Source organism: Vallitalea guaymasensis, assembly GCF_018141425.1.
GTDB lineage: Bacteria > Bacillota > Clostridia > Lachnospirales > Vallitaleaceae > Vallitalea > Vallitalea guaymasensis.
Genome location: NZ_CP058561.1, coordinates 4,646,647 through 4,666,791, shown reverse-complemented (window position 1 = coordinate 4,666,791; position 20,145 = coordinate 4,646,647). Strand labels below are relative to the sequence as shown.

General features: G+C 30.7%; 21 protein-coding genes. All 21 read right to left on the bottom strand.

Annotated features, from left to right (window positions below; genetic code table 11):
* Positions 1–23: 23 nt before the first annotated feature.
* On the bottom strand, positions 24–467 hold the full coding sequence (locus HYG85_RS20030; RefSeq protein ID WP_212691144.1) for a hypothetical protein: 444 nt from the start codon (positions 465–467) through the stop codon (positions 24–26).
* Positions 468–673: 206 nt separating this feature from the next.
* Positions 674–1,765 carry a GGDEF domain-containing protein gene (locus HYG85_RS20025; protein WP_113675625.1) on the bottom strand — a complete coding sequence of 364 codons (1,092 nt, stop codon included), beginning with the start codon at positions 1,763–1,765 and terminating at the stop codon, positions 674–676.
* Positions 1,766–1,972: 207 nt separating this feature from the next.
* Entirely contained in the window at positions 1,973–2,674 is a 702-nt protein-coding gene (locus tag HYG85_RS20020; protein WP_212691143.1) for a TVP38/TMEM64 family protein, read from the bottom strand.
* Between the two features lie 47 nt (positions 2,675–2,721).
* Positions 2,722–4,092, bottom strand: coding sequence for a radical SAM protein (locus tag HYG85_RS20015; protein WP_212691142.1), 1,371 nt, complete (start codon positions 4,090–4,092; stop codon positions 2,722–2,724).
* A 278-nt stretch (positions 4,093–4,370) separates the two neighbouring features.
* Positions 4,371–4,937: a TetR/AcrR family transcriptional regulator gene (locus tag HYG85_RS20010; protein ID WP_212691141.1), complete on the bottom strand. Its 567-nt coding sequence runs from the start codon at positions 4,935–4,937 to the stop codon at positions 4,371–4,373.
* Positions 4,938–5,060: 123 nt separating this feature from the next.
* Complete coding sequence (locus HYG85_RS20005) at positions 5,061–5,207, bottom strand: hypothetical protein (protein ID WP_193774759.1); 147 nt, start codon at positions 5,205–5,207, stop codon at positions 5,061–5,063.
* A gap of 265 nt (positions 5,208–5,472) precedes the next feature.
* Positions 5,473–6,228 carry a sporulation transcription factor Spo0A gene (gene spo0A, locus HYG85_RS20000; RefSeq protein ID WP_242986550.1) on the bottom strand — a complete coding sequence of 252 codons (756 nt, stop codon included), beginning with the start codon at positions 6,226–6,228 and terminating at the stop codon, positions 5,473–5,475.
* Positions 6,229–6,465: 237 nt separating this feature from the next.
* On the bottom strand, positions 6,466–7,749 hold the full coding sequence (gene spoIVB / locus HYG85_RS19995; RefSeq protein ID WP_212691140.1) for a SpoIVB peptidase: 1,284 nt from the start codon (positions 7,747–7,749) through the stop codon (positions 6,466–6,468).
* Between the two features lie 291 nt (positions 7,750–8,040).
* Positions 8,041–9,738 carry a DNA repair protein RecN gene (recN, locus tag HYG85_RS19990; RefSeq protein ID WP_113675631.1) on the bottom strand — a complete coding sequence of 566 codons (1,698 nt, stop codon included), beginning with the start codon at positions 9,736–9,738 and terminating at the stop codon, positions 8,041–8,043.
* 53 nt (positions 9,739–9,791) lie between these two features.
* Complete coding sequence (gene argR / locus HYG85_RS19985; protein WP_212691139.1) at positions 9,792–10,250, bottom strand: arginine repressor; 459 nt, start codon at positions 10,248–10,250, stop codon at positions 9,792–9,794.
* 79 nt (positions 10,251–10,329) lie between these two features.
* Entirely contained in the window at positions 10,330–11,193 is an 864-nt protein-coding gene (locus tag HYG85_RS19980) for an NAD(+)/NADH kinase (protein ID WP_113675633.1), read from the bottom strand.
* Between the two features lie 92 nt (positions 11,194–11,285).
* A complete protein-coding gene (locus HYG85_RS19975; RefSeq protein WP_212691138.1) occupies positions 11,286–12,098 on the bottom strand; it encodes a TlyA family RNA methyltransferase in 813 nt (270 codons plus the stop codon).
* Between the two features lie 47 nt (positions 12,099–12,145).
* The gene (gene dxs, locus HYG85_RS19970) at positions 12,146–14,017 is read right to left on the bottom strand and encodes a 1-deoxy-D-xylulose-5-phosphate synthase (protein WP_212691137.1); all 1,872 of its coding nucleotides are present in this window, start codon (positions 14,015–14,017) and stop codon (positions 12,146–12,148) included.
* A 29-nt stretch (positions 14,018–14,046) separates the two neighbouring features.
* On the bottom strand, positions 14,047–14,628 hold the full coding sequence (locus HYG85_RS19965; protein ID WP_113675636.1) for a hypothetical protein: 582 nt from the start codon (positions 14,626–14,628) through the stop codon (positions 14,047–14,049).
* 763 nt (positions 14,629–15,391) lie between these two features.
* Positions 15,392–15,835, bottom strand: a complete 444-nt coding sequence (locus HYG85_RS19960) for a divergent PAP2 family protein (RefSeq protein ID WP_212691136.1) — start codon at positions 15,833–15,835, stop codon at positions 15,392–15,394.
* 10 nt (positions 15,836–15,845) lie between these two features.
* A complete protein-coding gene (locus HYG85_RS19955; protein WP_244971230.1) occupies positions 15,846–16,754 on the bottom strand; it encodes a polyprenyl synthetase family protein in 909 nt (302 codons plus the stop codon).
* Positions 16,755–16,783: 29 nt separating this feature from the next.
* The gene (gene xseB, locus HYG85_RS19950) at positions 16,784–16,975 is read right to left on the bottom strand and encodes an exodeoxyribonuclease VII small subunit (protein ID WP_113675639.1); all 192 of its coding nucleotides are present in this window, start codon (positions 16,973–16,975) and stop codon (positions 16,784–16,786) included.
* Positions 16,968–18,188 carry an exodeoxyribonuclease VII large subunit gene (gene xseA, locus HYG85_RS19945; protein WP_212691135.1) on the bottom strand — a complete coding sequence of 407 codons (1,221 nt, stop codon included), beginning with the start codon at positions 18,186–18,188 and terminating at the stop codon, positions 16,968–16,970. Before xseA ends, xseB begins: the two co-directional genes overlap by 8 nt.
* A 14-nt stretch (positions 18,189–18,202) precedes the next feature.
* Positions 18,203–18,598 carry a transcription antitermination factor NusB gene (nusB, locus tag HYG85_RS19940; protein ID WP_113675641.1) on the bottom strand — a complete coding sequence of 132 codons (396 nt, stop codon included), beginning with the start codon at positions 18,596–18,598 and terminating at the stop codon, positions 18,203–18,205.
* A 170-nt stretch (positions 18,599–18,768) separates the two neighbouring features.
* Complete coding sequence (locus tag HYG85_RS19935) at positions 18,769–19,143, bottom strand: Asp23/Gls24 family envelope stress response protein (protein WP_113675642.1); 375 nt, start codon at positions 19,141–19,143, stop codon at positions 18,769–18,771.
* Positions 19,144–19,328: 185 nt separating this feature from the next.
* A complete protein-coding gene (locus HYG85_RS19930) occupies positions 19,329–20,144 on the bottom strand; it encodes a SpoIIIAH-like family protein (protein WP_212691134.1) in 816 nt (271 codons plus the stop codon).
* Between the last annotated feature and the right edge of the window lies 1 nt (position 20,145).

Genomic DNA, 20,145 nt, shown 5'->3' with positions numbered 1-20,145 from the left:
TTCCCTCCATAACAAAAACCAACTTACTCATTACTATTTTCTTGAATTATTGTTTCTATAATTTGTTCCAACTTTTTATCAACGACTATTTCTCCCTCAACCCCTTCAACACTTAGATTATATTTTTCATTCTGCCAATAATCTGCTTTGATACTTTTACCATCCTTATAAAATCTTAATTCATAATTTGCCCCACCCCTGTCTGGAGTAGCTTCTGTATCGATTTTACCGTTATTGATGGTATTGATGATATTAAATAATTTCTGCTTATCTGTAACAAAAATCTCTTCACCATATTCATTTTTTTGTTGTTCAGTATTATAGTTTATATTAATTATACCTATTTTTTCTGCACCTGAAATTCCATTCAGCATATTAATTCTTGACGGAACATTCAATAAGCAAAGTACTGCAATGACTATCATTAAAACAATTGGTATATTCAATAATTTTTTGTTAAACTTCATTTTTATCTCCTATTTTTATCTTATCATTTTAGTATATTATCAATAATCTTACTATCTAAGCAGACAAATAAGACCTATAACATTATACCATTAATTACTAAAGTTAACAATTTATAAAACCACTTTTTATATATAAAAAAACACTAATGAATTACCATAACACCAGTGTTTTACATTATATAATATTCACTTAAGCTTATAGAAGTCTATGCTATTATTATATTTCTTCCATTGTTCTTGGCATCATACATTTTCTCATCCATGCTCCTAATATAATCTTTTATGTTTTCTCCATTATATTCAGCCACACCACCACTTATTGAAATATATGTATCAAGATTTTCTATCTTTAATCTAGATATTGCTTGTCTACATTTTTCAGCTATCATATATGCTTCATTAACTGTAGTGTCAGATAGGATAACCATGAATTCTTCTCCACCGTATCTACCTATTACATCATTTTCCCTTACCATATTCTGCAAACATTTAACTATCGCCTGCAATGCACAATCACCTTCAACATGACCATATGTATCATTGATGCTTTTAAAATGGTCCACATCAAAAAGAACAGCTGCAAATGGAATATTCTCCTTATGAAACAGTTCCTGATTTTTTTCTAATTCACTCATCAAATATCTATAATTATATATTCCTGTCATTGAATCAGTTATTGAAAGAATTTCGAATTCCTTCTTTTTTATAGCATCCTGTAATAGCTCATTGGTTTTCTTAGTCAGTAAATATATTATGACATATGATATCATGACTAGCATCGCATAAGTTATATAGCTTATAATAAAATCTTTGAACAATCCTCCGATACGCTGAGAGATCAAATTGTTTTGTAATCTTTGATAGGATCTATAATAACTTGTAAAACCTAACACAACTACATCAAAAATTACCGTAATGGTATTAAGCCTGTTAGAAAAATACATACAGCTTATCAATAATGGAAATATCCATAAAATCAATACCATATAATCATATTCTAAATAAATCAATGGCAACATCATTATAACTAAAAATAACAGTATATACTTGAACCACTTCTTTTTATGTACATGTACTATTGTTAGTATTCTAGGCATGATTAAGAGAATAAAAGCAGTTACTATTGCCATTATTGCATCAACCATGTAATATATGAACACTCCAAGTAATTGTAGAACTATCACTAATGGAATAACTGTCACAGCAATGTAGAATAGAACTTTTGCTATACGATAGTTTACTTTTACTTCGTTATCAAATAATAGTTTTTCCTCACTATAATAAAAATTATCTTGCATCTATATTCCCCCAATACTCGTTACTTGCCAAAAGATGTTTGGAATATATTATTTTTTTAATACTCATTACTCTTAATATTAACACAATTATTAATTATCATAAAGAGAATTTTTATACTTAATTTAGTTATTTTGTTATAATTAGGTAATACAAAAAGGAGCAAACTTAATTATCTTATCAAGTTAAACTCCTTTTTTGTTAAATTATTATCTAGTCATTACTTCAACATTATTTCTTTCATCTTCTTTTTTCATATATCTCTGATGCAAGAACATTGAGCCTACAGTCAGCACAACTGTAATTAGGCATGACAGTATGAACACTGGTGAAGTAGGATCTGTTATGGTTGAACCTAGACATGTAGCTGCTACCATTCTAGGGAATAATCCCACTATTGAACCCACAATATATTTATTGTAATTAATATTCATAGCTCCTAGGGACATACTAACTATATCTCCTGGCAGAATACCAATCATCCGCAGTATATATGATAAAAACCATTCATTCTTACTCTTAATTGTCCTAAGCTTCTCTATGTTTTTATATTTCACTAATAATCTATCCAATAAACCTTTTCCACAAAATCTACCTAACAGATAAGGTATTGTCAAACTGACAAACAATCCGATCAGATTAACAATAATACCCCACAACGGCGAAAATATCATTCCTGAACTAATATAAAGAGCCATCAAAGGTAATACCACACTAAGTGATTTAATCAAGAATAACCCTATGATAGTAATAGCAGCTAAAAAGTAATTATCAGGAACATAGTTAAAAATATCTTCTGGTGTAATTTTTCCCCAATAGTGGCTTATAATAATAGCTATGACCACAACATTAAAAACAGAAAATAATTTTAAAAATAGTAATAATGCATTGATTCGCCTGTCTCGTTTCAAAGTGCCATCCTCCCAAAATGTATAGAAAAAGCTATAGTTTTATTATATTATTGGTTAGCAGCTTTACAATTAATACATCCATGTGATTCTTCCCAAAGTTCTTCTGCTACAGGTGCCCATTTTTCTGCAGCTTCCTTGGTTTTGGTTGTAAGTTCATCTACATCCTCTCTATCCATTGGCTGTGTTGAAAGAGCTCCTGACTCATGTACCATCTTTTTAAGCATTTCTGGATTATCAAGTAATGGACAAGGTCTAAGCATGTTATCATTGAAGGGTTGATGTTTTCTATACTGTCTGAATAAAGGTTGCCTTAATGCATCTAATAAGCTTACTTCTTTTATATTTGCATTTGAATAATGAATGAATGCGCAAGGTTCAACATCACCATTTGCATTGATATGAAGATAATTTCTTCCTCCAGCAATACATCCATTGACATATTCTCCATCATTCCAGAAATCCATAGTAAATATTGGTTTTGTTTTTCTATATTCACGTACTTTATAGTACATATCTTTCCTTTGTTCAGCTGTTGCTAATAGGTCAAGTACTGCATCTTTTCCTAATGGCATATAAGTGAATATCCATCCAAAATAGCAACCTTTTTCAATCATAAAATCTATGTATTCTTCTGAAGATACTATCTCTTCATTTTTGTTATGATAGCATGATGAAAATCCAAAAGGAATACCATGTTCCCTTAATATATCCATTCCTTTGATTACTTTCTGATATGTACCTTTTCCTCTTCTCATATCTGTTTGTTCTTCATATCCCTCAATACTTATAGCAAATGTGACATTCCCGACTTCCTGAAGTTTTTTTGCGTAATCTTCGTCAAAAAGAGTACCATTAGTAAATGCCAAGAATACACAATCATTATGTTCTCTTGCAAGTTTTATTATATCATCTCGTCTAACCATAGGTTCGCCACCAGAGTAAATATACATATATGTACCTAATTCTTTACCTTGTTTTATTATGTTACTCAAGGTATCATAGTCTAATGAATCATTTTTCTTGTATTCTGCAGCCCAACAGCCAATACATTTTAAGTTACATGCAGAAGTTGGATCCATTAGAATTGCCCAAGGTATGTTACAGTCATATTTTTCTTTGTTGGCATCAATTAGTTTAAGTCCTTCAATTCCAGCATTGATAGTAAAATTCATTAAAAGTGTCTTTCTAATATTGGGATGTATCTTTGTCAATATTCTTTCTATAAAACCGTGCCATATGGAGTCCTTATCCTGCCACATATCAATTATTGCCTCATACTGGTGTCTTTGGCTTGGTAACATAGGAATCTTACCTGCCCAATCAATAAGCTTTGGAAAATTGGTTATAGGATCTTTTTCTAAATATTTTATACCTTCTTTTATAGCTACTTTACTAAAAAATGATTTTGGTGATTTCATAAAAAATGACCTCCTTTAATTTATCTTATATAATTTAAAAAGACTTTTATGACAATTGCAGACTAGTTATCTACATTTTGTCATAAAAGTCTTGCTTTCCATTACAGGACTATAAAGCCAGGTATTATATACCGCGGTTGTTGACTTTATAACTTTGAAGCTACTCCCTTTTACCAACAAGGTTAAATTATTTAAATAGGCTTATATATGTAATATTTTACACTTTACTATAATATATATAAAACTTGTATAAATTATTACTAAACATGTAAATTAATTTAAAAAGATGATATAACAGAGATTATACTTTCACTCAAAAATCCTTTTTCAAGGGAAACCTGATTAAGTATGGACATTATCATTGAGTATTCAATCAACTGCTTTTTATCTCTCTTAGAATTAACCATATATTTTGCTTTTTGTACCACAATTTTATTGATAGATTTATTCATCAAGGTTATTCTTTTTTTGATTCTATCAAATAATTCTCCTTCTTCTCTCTTTATGGCAAACCACATTTCAACAAGTAGTAATAGAATATTGTTATTACTAAATTCATTATCCCATTTATTAGTTAGATATTTTATTTTTTTCATTAGAGTCATATCATCATCATTAGAAATATCTATAATATCATTTTCAAGAGTTTCTATAACGTATAATACAGTTTGTTCAAATATCTCATCCTTATTTTTAAAATAGTGATAAATGGTTGTTCGCTTCATATTACAACTCTTGGTAATATCCGTCATACTTGATTTGTAATAGCCCTTCTTAACAAAAACATCAAATGCTTTTTTAATTATCTCTATTCTTATAGCTTCTGTATCAACTATTTTAGGCATAATCATTTCCTTTCTTTGACCTAAAAATTATGTAAGTAATTATTATGGACACTAATGACTAAAACAATTATATAATATTATAGTCACTAGTGTCAATAAAAATACCAAAAAATATTAAATAATTTAATCTTTATGGCTCAAGTTATCTGAATTACGGCTTGTGGTATCCTTAGAATTTTTTATTTTACCATTCACACTCCTATTATTGTTATAACTTTTAGATAGTCCACCAAGACTTCCACCTTTGTCTTTTACTTTTTCTTTAGCCATTATAGCCCTCCATAATTTAGGTTATTGTCAACTAGTTAGTTAGGTATTAAAAAGCTAGTAATCTGTTACGATTACTAGCTTTATTACTTATAAATGCTGATTACCTCATTACATCTAAAACAGTTACGTTAATAACTTCTATTAAATGTACATTGGCTCTAACACCTCACTTATAAGTCAGCGTAAAGTTAGTGAAATTAATCATTAACTTCACAATATTTATTTTATCCATAAATCAAAATTATATACATCTTATAATTCAAATTTATCCTACTCTAAGCTCTAATCTCAACTTGTCCGCAATTAGAGCTATAAATTCCGAATTAGTTGGTTTACCTTTACCATGATTTATTGTGTATCCAAACAATTTATCTATGGTATCCATCTTACCTCTTCCCCATGCTACTTCTATTGCATGTCTGATAGCCCTCTCAACTCTGCTAGGTGTTGTATTGAATTTCTTTGCTATAGATGGATATAGTAATTTAGTTATGGAATTAAGTATGTCCATATCATTAATAGCCATTATTATAGCATCTCTTAGGTATTGATAACCTTTAATATGTGCTGGAACTCCAATTTCATGAATTATATTGGTTACTTCAGCTTCTAAACTTCTTGCTGAATAACCTTTTTCAGTTTCAGAAACAAAATCATTTCTTCTATCACGTTTAATTAACTGCATTTTACCTTTTAATTGTCTTATTCTCTTAACGATTGTCTCATTATCAAAAGGTTTCATTATATAATATTCCGCTCCAAGATTAAGTGCACTAGATGTTATTTTTTCTTGTCCTACTGCTGTCAACATAATAAACATAGGAACTTTCTTTATGTCCTTATCTTCGTACATTCTCTCTAATACTCCCAGCCCGTCTAGTTGTGGCATAATAATGTCAAGTAAAACAACATCAGGTTCTTTTTCCTTTATTTGTTTACATGCATCTTCACCATTATTAGCAACTCCAACTACAGTGATATCTTCTTTTGAGTTTAAATATTCAGATAAGATAGTGCACATTTTTACGCTATCATCTGAAATTAAGACTTTGATTGTATCGCTCAACCTTTTTCCCCCTTCTCTTCCTTGAAACGATATTACGTTCCATATTATTATCTTATGATATCCTGTTTATTCATTTATATAGAGAATACGTTACCATATGACATGTTATAATTATAATACTAACTATATATTAATTCAATAAATAATATTCGCAAGATTCGACATGCACAAGATACATATTCTCTTTATATATTACTCCTCAATTAACATATTTTCTATAAAAACACCATAACCCTTTTTTGAATCTTGAACAAAAACATGTGTGACTGCACCTATTAATTTATTATCTTGAATAATGGGACTTCCACTCATTCCTTGGATAATTCCATTTGTTGTTTTTATCAAATCTTCATCAACAACTTCAATAATCATACCTTTATTAGACTCATCACCTAAATATATCTTTTTAATCAATATCTCGTAATCCTTTAATTTACCGCTAACATCGCTTCTGATAAAGGCTTGACCTTCATGCACATCATATCTAAAACCTATGGGTATTATATCATTCTCTAGAACTTGGTCTATTCCTTCATTGGATGCTTCTCCAAATATACCGTGAGAGGTATTCTTCTTTATCTCTCCTAAGCGATTTCCTTCACCGCCAACTATGATTCCAGATATCTCTCCAGGCACTCCATCTTCACCTTTTTTAATTGTTGTAATCATTGTATTAACGACTTCACCAGTCTCAATTTCTATTAGTTGCTTTGTGTCAACATCTGTTATACCATGTCCTAATGCCCCGAAAGTTTTTTTATCCAAATCCATATAAGTCATTGTTCCAATTCCTTGAGTATCATCTCGAACCCAAACTCCGATTTTATATTGATTATTTTCTATGGTTTTAACAGGAGTTATGTTAACTTTTTGTTTTTTATCATTTCTTATGACATCTAGTTCTATTTGTTCACCCTGATTTTTCTTTACAATCTCTATTAATTCTTTTTTTCTTGATATTTGTTTTCCTTTTACTGCTTTGATATAATCACCAGTATATAGTTTTCCTTTTGCGGGATTATACTTTTTTCCGTCTTCACCATATACCAAACCAGTTCCAAGTACTAAAATTCCATCTGTATATACTGTAACACCTATGGTTTTACCTACTGGAACAACCCTTTTTTTATCTATTACATCAACTTTTACTGTTTTTATAGGCAATATACCAAATAATTTTAGTTCTACATCAATAACACCTGTTTTTTTAGGTTTAATTGTAAAAGATTTTTGTAGATTGAGTACAAGATTATCTTTGACAGGTTCCTGATTAACCATTACAACGCCTTCAAGATTTCCATTTATCTTAGCGTCTAATGGAACATTAAATAGGAAGTCGCGTTCTTCGTTAACTAAAATTTTGATTTCACCTGGTAAATATCTGCTTATAAGTAGATCTGATCCAACATTAATTACTAAAATGACTAATAGACTAAAAAATAGAAAAATTCTAAATCTGTATCCTTTGCTTCTCATTATTTCACATCCTATTTACTATTCTTTTGGGGATTTTAATACTTCTCATTATTTGTGTACTATTAAAATTCCCTTACGCAAATTTTATTATGCTAGTAAATAGAATCAATATATGAAATTATTGACTATACAAATAAACCAGAATTTCTCTTAATAATAATCATTCTTTATACAAATATGCTGTAATAACGTATAAACATGAAAAAATCAAGAATTAGATTCTTGATTAGGTTATGTATAATAATGAGTTTTTATTTATTATGTAAGTTGAACTAAACCTTTTTAAACTTTTTATTGAATTTTTTTAACTTCTTCTGCGTAGTCCTTCATTTCTTTTGCATTTGCAATAACAGCATCAGTTATTTTTATGCCGCCAAGCAGTCTTGCTAATTCATTGATAGAACTTTCTTTATCTAATTTATTTATTAAAGTATGTGTAACATTATCTTTAACTTTCTTCTGAATAATGAAGTGAGCATCTCCCATAGCAGCTATTTGAGCCAAATGGGTTATACAGATGACTTGATGTTCTTTTGAAATCTGTACAAGTTTTTCTGCAACCAGTCCTGCAGTTTTTCCACTAATACCAGTATCGATTTCATCAAAAATCAATGATTCAATATCGTCACTACCAGCTAGAACTGATTTGATAGCCAGCATAATTCTTGACAACTCTCCTCCTGATGCTACTTTACTAAGTGATTTTAATGGTTCTCCCACATTAGTTGAAATTAAAAACTCAATTTCATCCCATCCATTTGAATTAAATTTGTTAGCTCTGTTGACTTCAATAATAAAATTAGTGTTCAACAGATTAATGTGCCTTAATGCATTTACAATCAGTTTACTGATATGTTTAGCTTTTTCTTTTCTAATTCTTGTTAAGTCACCACAATAAACTTCAATTTCATTTTTTAGTGTGTTTATTTCTTTATTTATCTGATTCAAATGTTCTTCATGATTGATTAATTCTTCTAGATATTTTTCTTTTTCTTCTTTATATTTTAATATCTCTTCTATAGTATCTCCATATTTCATTTTTAAATTATTAATTAAATCTATTCGATCTTCAATCTCAAAATATCTTGATTCATCCAGTTCAAAACTACTTATATAGTCGTTTATATCTCTATTGAAATCACTTAACATAATCTCAATGTTTGAAATCTGTTCTTCCATGTTCATTATATTTTTATCCAGTGTTTTTATTCCAGACAGTAGCCTTACAGCTTGCCCAATCTGGTCTATTGCACCTGTCATATTGGTACTGTCTCCATTAACATAAGTATGTATTTCTGACATGGACTTAATAATCTTTTTACCATTTGAGAGTAAAGTGTATTCTTCCTTGAGTTTCTCATCTTCACCAATTATCAGGTTAGCTGATGTTATCTCATTTATTTCATATTCCAAAAAAGATATTTCTTTTTTTCTAGTGTGTTCATCAAGCATGAAATGATCGATCTTACTACTGAGTTCCATGTAATAAGCATACTTTTCCCTGAGTTTTTCTTTTAACTCTAAAACATCTACACCGCAAAAAGTATCTAATAATGAAAGATGATTCTTCTTATTTAGTAAAGATTGATGTTCATGTTGGCCATGTATATCAATAAGCTTAGTAGAAATATCCTTTACTATGGATGTAGTAACAACTTGTCCATTCATTCTAAAGACACTTCTACCATTAATATTTATTTTCCTGGTTATTAGGAGTTCTTTGTTATTATCCATGTTAATATCGTATTCATGTAATTTGCTTAAAACAACATTATTATCCACATAGAACAAAAGTTCAATTAATGCGCTATCGCAACCAGTCCTTATCATATCCTTACTGACTTTACCACCAAGAACAGCATTAATAGAACCAATAATAATGGATTTCCCTGCTCCTGTCTCACCAGTTAATATATTTAGGTTATCATCAAAATCTACGTTGATTTCATCAATTAACGCATAATTTTTTACATGAAGGTGTATTAACATATTAATTTCCTCCTACTTGATAGAAAGTATAATAGTATCGTATTCAATGGAATCTATAAATTATTATTAACCAATTTGTTCATTTTTTCCATAATCCTAATGGCATCGTTTTCTGTTCTTACTGCACAGAAAATAGTATCATCCCCAGCTATACAACCCACTATGTCATCAAAATTGAGTGCATCAATAGCAGCAGCTACAGCCATAGCCATACCAACTAATGTCTTCAAAACAATAATGTTACCTGCCCGGTCCATAGATGAAAAACCATCTTTGAATACTCTTATGAATTTTTCATTTAATTTGGTCTCTTTATTCTTTAATACAACGTATTTCTGTTTTCCATCTGATGTAGCAATCTTAGTCAATCTTAATTCTCTGATATCTCTTGATATAGTTGCTTGAGTTACTATAAACCCTTCCTCGATAAGTCTACTTGCTAAATCTTCCTGAGTCTCAATATCATAGTGATTAATTAATTGAAGAATCTTAGTTTGGCGTTCAATTTTCATCCATTTTCCTCCTAGTTCATTAATAATTAGGAATACCTTCCCTATAAATATAAGATGAATCTATAATAGCTGTCTAAAGTTAGCAATTACCTAATTTCTTTTTTAGAATCGTATAAAATCCATTTTTATTACATGTAATTAGTTTAGCACTTTTATAAGAGTTAGATATTATAATTTTATCTTTTTGGTCTATGTTAAAACTCTCTTGACCATCAATGGTAATCATAGTATCGTCATTCCAGCTCTTTCTGTTGTTTTCTAGTGATATCTTAACTACATCGTTTTTTGAAAGTACAATACTTCTTGACATCAATGTATGAGGGCATATAGGTGTTATGACCATCATTTCATTCTTAGGGTCCAATATAGGACCTCCAGCAGACAAATTATATGCTGTTGAGCCTGTAGGCGTGGAAACTATTATACCGTCTGCAGAATAATTGTTAACATGTCCATCATTAACATAAATACTGTATTTCATCATTCTAGATATAGACGTTCTAGCTATTACAATGTCATTTAATGCAACTCCTATTAAATCTTCTTTATCATTAATTAATCTTTTTACATCCAACATCATTCTTCTTTGGACATAATAATCACCTTTAATGATCTTTGACAAAGTACTTAATGCATCTTTTTTTTCTACCTCAGCCAAAAAACCTAGATTACCTAGATTAACACCAAGTATAGGCAAATCATATTTGATCAGATTTCTCGCTGCATTAAGAATCGTTCCGTCTCCTCCTAATACAATAGCACAATCAGCATTATTATACATGTCACTTTCTGAACAGCTATATTGCTGCTTATTGATATAATTAGCTATTTGTGCTGGCAAACATATCTTACAGTCATTTTTTTCTAACCAATCAACAATTAACTTTGTTGTTTCTAGTTTTTTATCCTTGGTCAGATTAGGTATTATTACAAATTTATTCATAAAACCATCCTTCTATAATTCAGGAAATACTTATTTTACAGAATTCTATAAGAATCTCATGTTCATTTCCTAAATAATGGCACATTTATATTTTATAATTTTTCGTGAGCTTTATCAACTACTGTTTTCACAATACTAATAATTTCTTCATCATCCATTGTTGATTGTCCTTCAGTAGTCAGGTAAAGTAAATACTCTATATTTCCTTCTGGACCTTTTATTGGAGAAAAACTTAAATCTTTTATGGAGAAATCTATTGACAAAACATATTTCATAATTTTCTCAATAACTTCTTCGTGAACAGCTCTATCCCTTACAACACCTTTTTTACCAACTTTCTCTCTTCCCGCTTCAAATTGTGGTTTTATAAGGCAAACCATCTCACTATTCTCACTCATCAATTTTTTAACAGGTTCCAATACTTTGGTTAAAGATATAAAAGAAACATCTATGGAAACAAAATCTATTTCGTCATCCACCATATCTTTTGTGACATAACGAACATTGGTTTTTTCCATGCATACAACTCGTTCATCCTGTCTTAATTTCCAAGCGAATTGTCCATATCCAACATCAATTGAATATACTTTCTTTGCACCATTTTGAAGCATACAATCAGTGAATCCACCTGTGGAAGCTCCCACATCAGTACATACTTTGTTCTCTAATTTCAAGCCAAATTCTTTTACGGCTTTATCTAACTTTAATCCTCCACGACTTACATATGGATTAGGGTTCTTCTTTACAATTATTTCCGACTTAATATCAAATTTGGTACCTGGTTTATCTTCTCTTTCACCATTTACGAAAACATTTCCAGTCATAATAATTGATTTTGCCTTTTCTCTTGAATCAGCTAGACCCTTATTGAACAGTAATATATCAAGTCTTTCTTTTTGTACCATAATTATATACATTCCTTCCGTTAAAGCAAATTCTTAGTGTATATATTTTACTTGTTTACGTATGTCATAATTCTATTATATATACTTTCTTCATCTAACTTACATAATTTTATTAATTCATCTCTTTTACCATGTTGTATAAAATCATCTTCAATACCTATACAAACAACTTTTGTATTAGCTTGGGTATCAGATACAAATTTTACAACATTATTCCCATATCCACCAGAAACAACATTTTCCTCGATAGTGAATATATAATCATGGTTATTTGCAATCTCTTCAATTAATTCTTTATCAATAGGCTTAACAAATCTAGCATTAATCAGTGTACACATAATATTATTCTCTTCTAGCATAGCAGAAACGTTGTATGCTGTCTGTGTCAAGGTTCCAACACCGATAATTGCTATTTTACTGCCTCTTTTAATGATCTCACTTTTTCCATAAGTAATTTCTTCATTATATTCTTTTAATTCATTTGAAGCTTTACCTTTAGGATATCTTATGGCTATAGGTGCTTCATAGTCTACAGCGAATTTAATCATAGATTGTAATTCACTTTTATTTTTAGGAGCAATCACTGTCATATTGGGCATATGGCTCAAAAATGATATGTCAAATATACCTTGATGGGTTTCACCATCCTCACCTACCAAACCTGCTCTATCAATTGCAAATACTACTGGTAGGCGCTGCATACAGACATCATGTATAATCTGGTCATAAGCTCTCTGTAAGAATGATGAGTATAAAGCTACTACAGGTTTAATGCCACTAGCTGCAAGTCCTGCAGCATAAGTTACAGCATGTTGTTCAGCTATCCCAACATCAATGAATTTATCAGGATATTTTCTTGCGAATTTATCAAGACCTGTACCTTCTGGCATCGCAGCTGATATTGCTACTATACCTTTCTTCTTATTATCTGCTATATCAATAAGAGTATCACCAAGTACTTTTGAATAGGTATCCGAACAAGGCAAATTCTTAGGTCTGCCATTCTTAATATAGAATGGTTTGGTTCCATGATATTTGGTAGGATTCAGTTCTGCCGGCTTATAACCTTTACCTTTTATTGTATTAACATGTATGAGCACTGGCTCATTTAGTCTTTTAGCTTGATTGAGTGTTTTTATTAATGCAGATATGTTATGTCCATCTATTGGACCTAGATAAGTAAATCCTAATTCTTCAAATAGCATTCCAGGTATGACCAACTGTTTGATACCAGATTTGACGTCTCTTATAACCTTAACAACTTCCTTACCTATTCTAGGAATTTTAGTAAGTGCTTTCTCAACTTCTTCTTTCATTTCTTTATATACTGTACCTGTTCTTATTGTATCTAAATAAGATGATAACCCACCTACGTTTCTGGAAATAGACATTTGATTATCATTGAGTATCACAATAAAATTAGAATCTAGCCTTCCAGCATTATTCAATGCTTCAAAAGCCATTCCACCTGTCATTGATCCATCACCTATTATAGGTACCACATAATTATTCTCATTCAATAATTCTCTAGCTTTTGCAAAACCAAGGGCAGCTGAAATGGATGTTGAGCTATGCCCTGTTTCAAATATATCATGTTCGCTTTCTGCTCTTTTTGGGAATCCACTTAATCCTTGAAATTTTCTAACAGTCTTAATCTCTTCTTTTCTACCAGTAATCATCTTATGGATATAAGTCTGATGTCCTACATCCCATATTAATTTATCATATGGTGAATTAAAGCAATAATGAAGTGCTAATGTTAATTCTACTACTCCTAAATTTGAACTTAAATGTCCACCTGTATTACTTACTACTTTTATTAGATATTCTCTAAGTTCTTTTGCTAGTATGTTCAATTGGTCTATTTCTAAAGCTTTAATATCACTAGGGCTACTAATCCCATCTAATATTTCGTTCACTTTTTTCAACACCTTTACTTATCTTTAATTTATTTGTTCTTGTTTTGCTTCCTGAACAGGCTATAAATTACACCTAATTTATAAACTATCAAGTTAGAGTGCCTTAGTGCAATTTCTTTACCTATAGCTTTACCCCCTACTGTAATAGCAGCAATCACTCCAGTAAGAAGTACATTAATGATTGTATCTTGTATAGCAAATTTAGCTACTAGTTTGAGAACAATGACTCCAGTGGCGAGTCCTGATATAATACCAGATATATCTCCAATTACATCATTAAAGAAATTAGCTACAGCTCCAGCATTTCTAATAATAGTTATACTTTCTTTAGACCCTCTTACCTTACTTGCAGCCATTGAATGAAACGGCGTCTCTTCTGCTGCAGTAACCGCAATACCTAGCAAATCAAAAAATATACCTAACAATACTATTACTAATACAATAAAAATAGCACCGTATAGGCTTACATTGTCCATAAGTACTAGTGCAATATATCCAAGTAATATGGCTGTTATTAACGTAATGACTGTTATTATCCCAATCCAAAGAGTATTTATTTTTTTATGTGTATATAAACTCCTAAACTTTACTTTAGTTTTATTTTTACTCAAATTATTATACCTCGATTTTTCTTATGAAATATTTTATTATGTAATTTAGTATTAACATGAATTAATACTAAAGATAGCAAATTTAGTAAATTTTGCGGCTTATAGTCCAGCAGGTTTTCCCGAATTAATACTTTTTTGTCGCCAAAAAAGTGGTTCCCCATTAAATTAATTCCTACTATGTCACCATAAGTAGCGCTAGATCACCTTACAACCACACTGTAATCCTAAATAAGCTTCAAAAAATGAACAGCCTAGGAGTTTTCCTCAGTGATACCATTTAATCCCTAGCCTCTTTAGCGAAAAAAAGTTTCAAGTAACAATATCTGCTTCACTTTTGGCCAAAAGTTTTGCTCTTAAATTACTATTCCCTTTATTTCACGCAAGGCAGGCTACTCTGTCCACAGCTTTCGCCGCATGACAGGTTTACTCCCGCGCCGTAGATAACTGTATCTAACAGTTTCCACATACGCAGGTCTCCACGACAAAAGGGTCCACGCCCACATGCCATTGTGGATCGCCCTTATGTCTTAACTCCCAGCATAAGCCCGCGACTGGGCGTCACCAGCCAACACCAGGAACTTCATCGATATGCCCTTTTACGGATTTTTAGGCCCGTCTTCGAGATTAATGGTACCAACTAGGATACTGCATCTTTAGTATATCCAATAATATATCATATTTAAAAATAAATCAAGTATCATTAATTAACAAATTTACAAATCTATAATTTTATTTTAACATTTATTACCATTTATATTCAAATTTAATTGATTAAAAGAGCTATTACAATACCTAAAGCAGCTCCAACTAATACTTCCATATATGTATGTCCAAGCAATTCTTTTAACTGTCCATCAATCTTTAATCTATAAGACCCTAAGGCTTCAACAATGTTATTGATTGCTCTTGCTTGCTTACCTGCTGCCATTCTGACTCCAGCAGCATCATACATTACTATAAAAGATATTATCATCAATCCTCCGAATACAGGATTATTATATCCTAATAATTCACCAACTGAGAAAGTAGCTGCCATGACTGAGGCTGTATGAGAACTAGGCATACCCCCAGAACCCATAATTCTATCCATTCTAATTTTCCTTGTTTTTATTAGACATGTAAAGAATTTAATACCCTGTGAAACAAACCAAGCAATAACTGCAGCTAATAAAACTCTATTCTCCGTAATAGTATAAAAGTTCTCCACTAAATACACCTCATTTTTTTCTGTTTCTCAGATAAAAAATAAATTCTTCCAAAAATTCTTTTTCACTGCTATCAAAACTATTTAAACTATCTAAGGCTTTTTCAATTAATTCATTAACTATCTGCCTTGATTCTTCAATACCTTTTATAGTTACATAAGTATTTTTACCATTCTTATTATCACTACCAACTTGTTTTCCTAGTTCTTCTGTTGTACTAACAATATCCAGTATATCATCTTGAATCTGGAATGCTAATCCAATACATCTACCAATCTTTCTGAAAGTCTCTACTTTTTGCATACTACCATTAGCAAGTACTGCTCCAGCAGTGAGAGAAGCTTCTATTATAGCAGAAGTTTTATGGATATGAATATAGTTGATAACGTCCATAGTGATATCATTTTGTATGACATCCGCTACTTGTCCACCAATCATTCCTTTTACTCCTGCGGCTTTTCCTATTTCTTTACAAGCTGTTAATTTTTGCTTAGCTTTGACCTTATTATCCTTTAAGCAAGCATCAATCATTATTTCGTAGGCACTATTAAGAAGACCGTCTCCAGCTAGAATCGCTATATCTTCACCATATTTTTTATGACAAGTCAATATACCTCTTCTATAATCATCATTATCCATAGCAGGTAAATCATCATGAATCAAAGAATATGTGTGAATCATTTCCATAGCCGCCATAAATGCTTCTATCTCTCTTATATTGTTACCGCCGCATATTTTATATGACTCCATCATTAATATAGGGCGTATTCTCTTTCCATTTGCCATTAGACTGTACTTCATCGCATTATAGACAACATGGTCATATGGTGAAGCATTTTCTGGCATATATTTCAATAATATCTTTTCTACTACTTGCTGTTTATCTTTTAGCTCATTACTAAAATTCATTACTCTGTTCATTTCCTTCCGTAAATAACATTACACAATACTTAGTTTTCGTTTTGTACAACTTCTATTTCTTTTTCTACTTTATCAATCTTGCTATTACATTCTTTTAAAAACATCATGCCTTGTTTATATAGTTCTAGACTTTCTTCAAGAGTTGTTTCTCCTGACTCCAATCGTTCAACTATTTTTTCCAGGCTGTCCAAATTCTCTTGAAAAGTTAATTTATTACTCATGACTACCCCACTTTCCACTTTCTATATTCTTGACTTCAGCCTCTATTTTTCCATCATGCAATTGTATTAATAGAGTCTCTCCCATATTGACATCCGTTATACTTTTAACCTGTCCATGAGTATTTTCTATATAAGAATAACCTTTTTCCAAATTGGTTATTGGAGATAACACACTTAATTTGTTTTGTAACAGACTTACATAGTTTTTATTATCATTAATCAATTCCTTGATTCTTCTATTTAATCTATCTTCAAATTCTGTTATATATTGTCTTTCCTTTAATACTCTCATTGATGGACTATTAAAGTCAAGCTTTATTTTATTTAGTTGAATAGCTTTTATACAGGATTCAATCTTGTTATTCATGCTATTAGTAAGCTTATAATTGTATTTTTCTAATATACCATCTATTTCATCAAAAGCTGGGATAGCAAGTTCAGCTGCTGCTGAAGGGGTTGGTGCTCTAAGGTCAGAAGTAAAATCTGATATTGTAAAATCTGTTTCGTGTCCTACAGCCGATATTATTGGAGTATTAGCTTCATAAATAGCTTTTGCGACTATCTCTTCATTAAAAGCCCATAAATCCTCTATGGAACCTCCACCTCTACCAATAATGATGACATCAACATCAGTAACCCTATCAAGATATTTTATACCTTTTACAATATTATTTGCCGCTCCCTCTCCTTGAACAAGGGATGGGTATAACACAAGTCCTATATATGGATTTCTTCGTTTTGATACATTGATTATATCACGAACAGCTGCTCCCGTATCTGAAGTTACTATGCCTACTCTTCTTGGATATCTAGGGATCTTCTTTTTATTATCCGAATCAAAATATCCTTTTATCTGGAGATTCTCTTTTAATATCTCAAATTTCTTATACAAATCTCCCATACCATCTGATTTTATCTGTTGTACATAAAGCTGGAATGTCCCTGCTCTTTCATATACTGAAATATAACCTCTGGCAGTAATGTTAATTCCATCTCTTAACTCACATTCTACAAAATCACGATAGTTCTTGAATACAACACAGGATATTGCACTATTATTATCTTTCAAAGTAAAATATACATGTCCTGAACGATGTATTTTGCAGTTGGAGACTTCACCTTTTATCCAAATATCATTGATGACATAATCATTCACAAATATTTTCTTTATATAGGCATTTACCTGTGATACTGAAAAAATACTTTTTTTCATTTATATCACCCCGATTAATTTACAACTTTGGCAAGTATTCCATTGACAAATGATGGTGAATGGTCCCCACCATATTTCTTAGCAATTTCTATTGCTTCGTTTATTGCTACATTAGTAGGGATATCTTCGTCAAATTTTATTTCATAGATAGCAACTCTTAGAATACTTACATCTACTTTGGACATTCTGCTTATGGACCATTTCTCAGCATTCTTATTGATCATTTCATCTATAGATTCTAATTTTTCAAATATAGATATAGCTTTATGTTTTATATATTCTTTAGCAGTATCGCTTGTTTCAAGCTCGTCAAGATATACTCCTACTCTATCAGTAAATCTTTCTTCTTCATCAAATTCAATAGCAAATACTAGTTTAAAAATATGCTCTCTCATGATCCTTCTGTTCATAATGTACCTCCTGGGATTAAATATATATTGAATAAATATTTTTATTACATTTTAATACCCTTAAATATAAATATTTAAGGGTATCTTTATTATACTATATTTAGTTAATTGTACAAGCAAATATTTAAAAAATTACAGTTATAGCCTAATTTAGTGGTTATAATCCATATCTATTTGCTTTTTTCTACGTTAACACCAGCTACTCTTATGTTAATTTCATCAACTTCAAGTCCTGTCATGGTCTCTACTGCATTCTTAACTTTTTCTTGAACGTTGTTAGTTACTTCTGGAATACTACTTCCAAAGTCAACGATCAATGAGAGTTCAAGTGAAACATCTTTTTCTCCTACATCAACTAAAACACCTTTTGCCAAGTTCTTTTTACCAAGCATCTCAACTAAATCGCCAGTAAAATTACCTACCATACCAGCAACTCCCTCTACTTCTGTAGCTGCTAACCCAGCGATTATAGCAATAACTTCATCTGCAATATGGACTTCTCCGACTTTATCTTTTTCGTGTATTTTAACTGTCTGTCTATCCATTAATTAATCCTCCTATCTCAGCTATATTTTATTATATGAATTCATTCATGCTATTTTTAATAAAACCATTTCTAGGTTAATTATAACAAATCTTATAGGTTTTGCAAATTATTTTTTCTAATAATTTTAGGCTTTCATGTAATAGTAATCCTTACATAAAAGCCTAATATCATTTCTATATATGTTTATTGTGCTTTAGTAACATCCAATAATGTTATTACAATGTTTTCTGCGTCAACTCCTGTTTGTCTTCTTACTACATCTTCTACCTTTGCAAGATCTGCTTGTGATAATTCTTTTGCATTGATTACTACATCAACTTTATTATCAATCATTCTTACAAATACATCCTTGAATCCTTTAGCTTCTAATATGGACTCAGCAGCAGCTTCTTTTTCAATTCTATCTTGAAGGTCAATCATTTCTTTTACTGCTTCCACTTTATTTTCATCTTTCAGATTTTGATTGTCAATTATTGATAAATAACCTTCTTTTAATTTTGAATAATCCTGCTCCCTATCTATTTTCTTTTGTAAGAAATATCCTGCTTGTAATGTATTGCCGCTTGTTAGGATAGCTTCTCCTACATTACTATCATTTTTATCACTAGAAGTTTCTTTCGCTTCTTCTTTTTTTTCTTCCTTGTTTTCATTTTCTGGAACTGTTGAAGCAGGCTCAGCCGCTTTGTTCTCTCCTTGTTTCTGTTCTTGTTTTTGTTCCTGTTTTTGCTCAGGTTGTTTTGCAATACTATTAGGTGATTGATTTTCTGATACATCATCTGCTGCATTTTCTTCAGTTTTTGCATCAGTATTGGCATTTTCACCATTTGGTACTAATGCTGTTGGTGTTGTAACGTTATCTTTTTTTTGATCTTCACTTTGATTATTCAGAACTTCTTGTGTAGGAGTACCATCATTTTCTGTAAACTGAAGATATCCAGCTATCGCAATCATAATAACCAAAGCAGTAATTATAATTTGATTCTTTTTGAAAGTTTGCATA

Excerpts from the sequence above, each read along its gene's own strand:
- HYG85_RS20030 (WP_212691144.1), bottom strand. The coding sequence starts at position 467 with ATGAAGTTTAACAAAAAATTATTGAATATACCAATTGTTTTAATGATA.
- HYG85_RS20025 (WP_113675625.1), bottom strand. The coding sequence starts at position 1,765 with ATGCAAGATAATTTTTATTATAGTGAGGAAAAACTATTATTTGATAAC.
- HYG85_RS20015 (WP_212691142.1), bottom strand. The coding sequence starts at position 4,092 with ATGAAATCACCAAAATCATTTTTTAGTAAAGTAGCTATAAAAGAAGGT.
- HYG85_RS20010 (WP_212691141.1), bottom strand. The coding sequence starts at position 4,937 with ATGCCTAAAATAGTTGATACAGAAGCTATAAGAATAGAGATAATTAAA.
- HYG85_RS20005 (WP_193774759.1), bottom strand. The coding sequence starts at position 5,207 with ATGGCTAAAGAAAAAGTAAAAGACAAAGGTGGAAGTCTTGGTGGACTA.
- spo0A (WP_242986550.1), bottom strand. The coding sequence starts at position 6,228 with ATGTGCACTATCTTATCTGAATATTTAAACTCAAAAGAAGATATCACT.
- spoIVB (WP_212691140.1), bottom strand. The coding sequence starts at position 7,749 with ATGAGAAGCAAAGGATACAGATTTAGAATTTTTCTATTTTTTAGTCTA.
- recN (WP_113675631.1), bottom strand. The coding sequence starts at position 9,738 with ATGTTAATACACCTTCATGTAAAAAATTATGCGTTAATTGATGAAATC.
- argR (WP_212691139.1), bottom strand. The coding sequence starts at position 10,250 with ATGAAAATTGAACGCCAAACTAAGATTCTTCAATTAATTAATCACTAT.
- HYG85_RS19980 (WP_113675633.1), bottom strand. The coding sequence starts at position 11,193 with ATGAATAAATTTGTAATAATACCTAATCTGACCAAGGATAAAAAACTA.
- HYG85_RS19975 (WP_212691138.1), bottom strand. The coding sequence starts at position 12,098 with ATGGTACAAAAAGAAAGACTTGATATATTACTGTTCAATAAGGGTCTA.
- HYG85_RS19955 (WP_244971230.1), bottom strand. The coding sequence starts at position 16,754 with ATGAACAGAGTAATGAATTTTAGTAATGAGCTAAAAGATAAACAGCAA.
- xseB (WP_113675639.1), bottom strand. The coding sequence starts at position 16,975 with ATGAGTAATAAATTAACTTTTCAAGAGAATTTGGACAGCCTGGAAAAA.
- xseA (WP_212691135.1), bottom strand. The coding sequence starts at position 18,188 with ATGAAAAAAAGTATTTTTTCAGTATCACAGGTAAATGCCTATATAAAG.
- nusB (WP_113675641.1), bottom strand. The coding sequence starts at position 18,598 with ATGAACAGAAGGATCATGAGAGAGCATATTTTTAAACTAGTATTTGCT.
- HYG85_RS19935 (WP_113675642.1), bottom strand. The coding sequence starts at position 19,143 with ATGGATAGACAGACAGTTAAAATACACGAAAAAGATAAAGTCGGAGAA.
- HYG85_RS19930 (WP_212691134.1), bottom strand. The coding sequence starts at position 20,144 with ATGCAAACTTTCAAAAAGAATCAAATTATAATTACTGCTTTGGTTATT.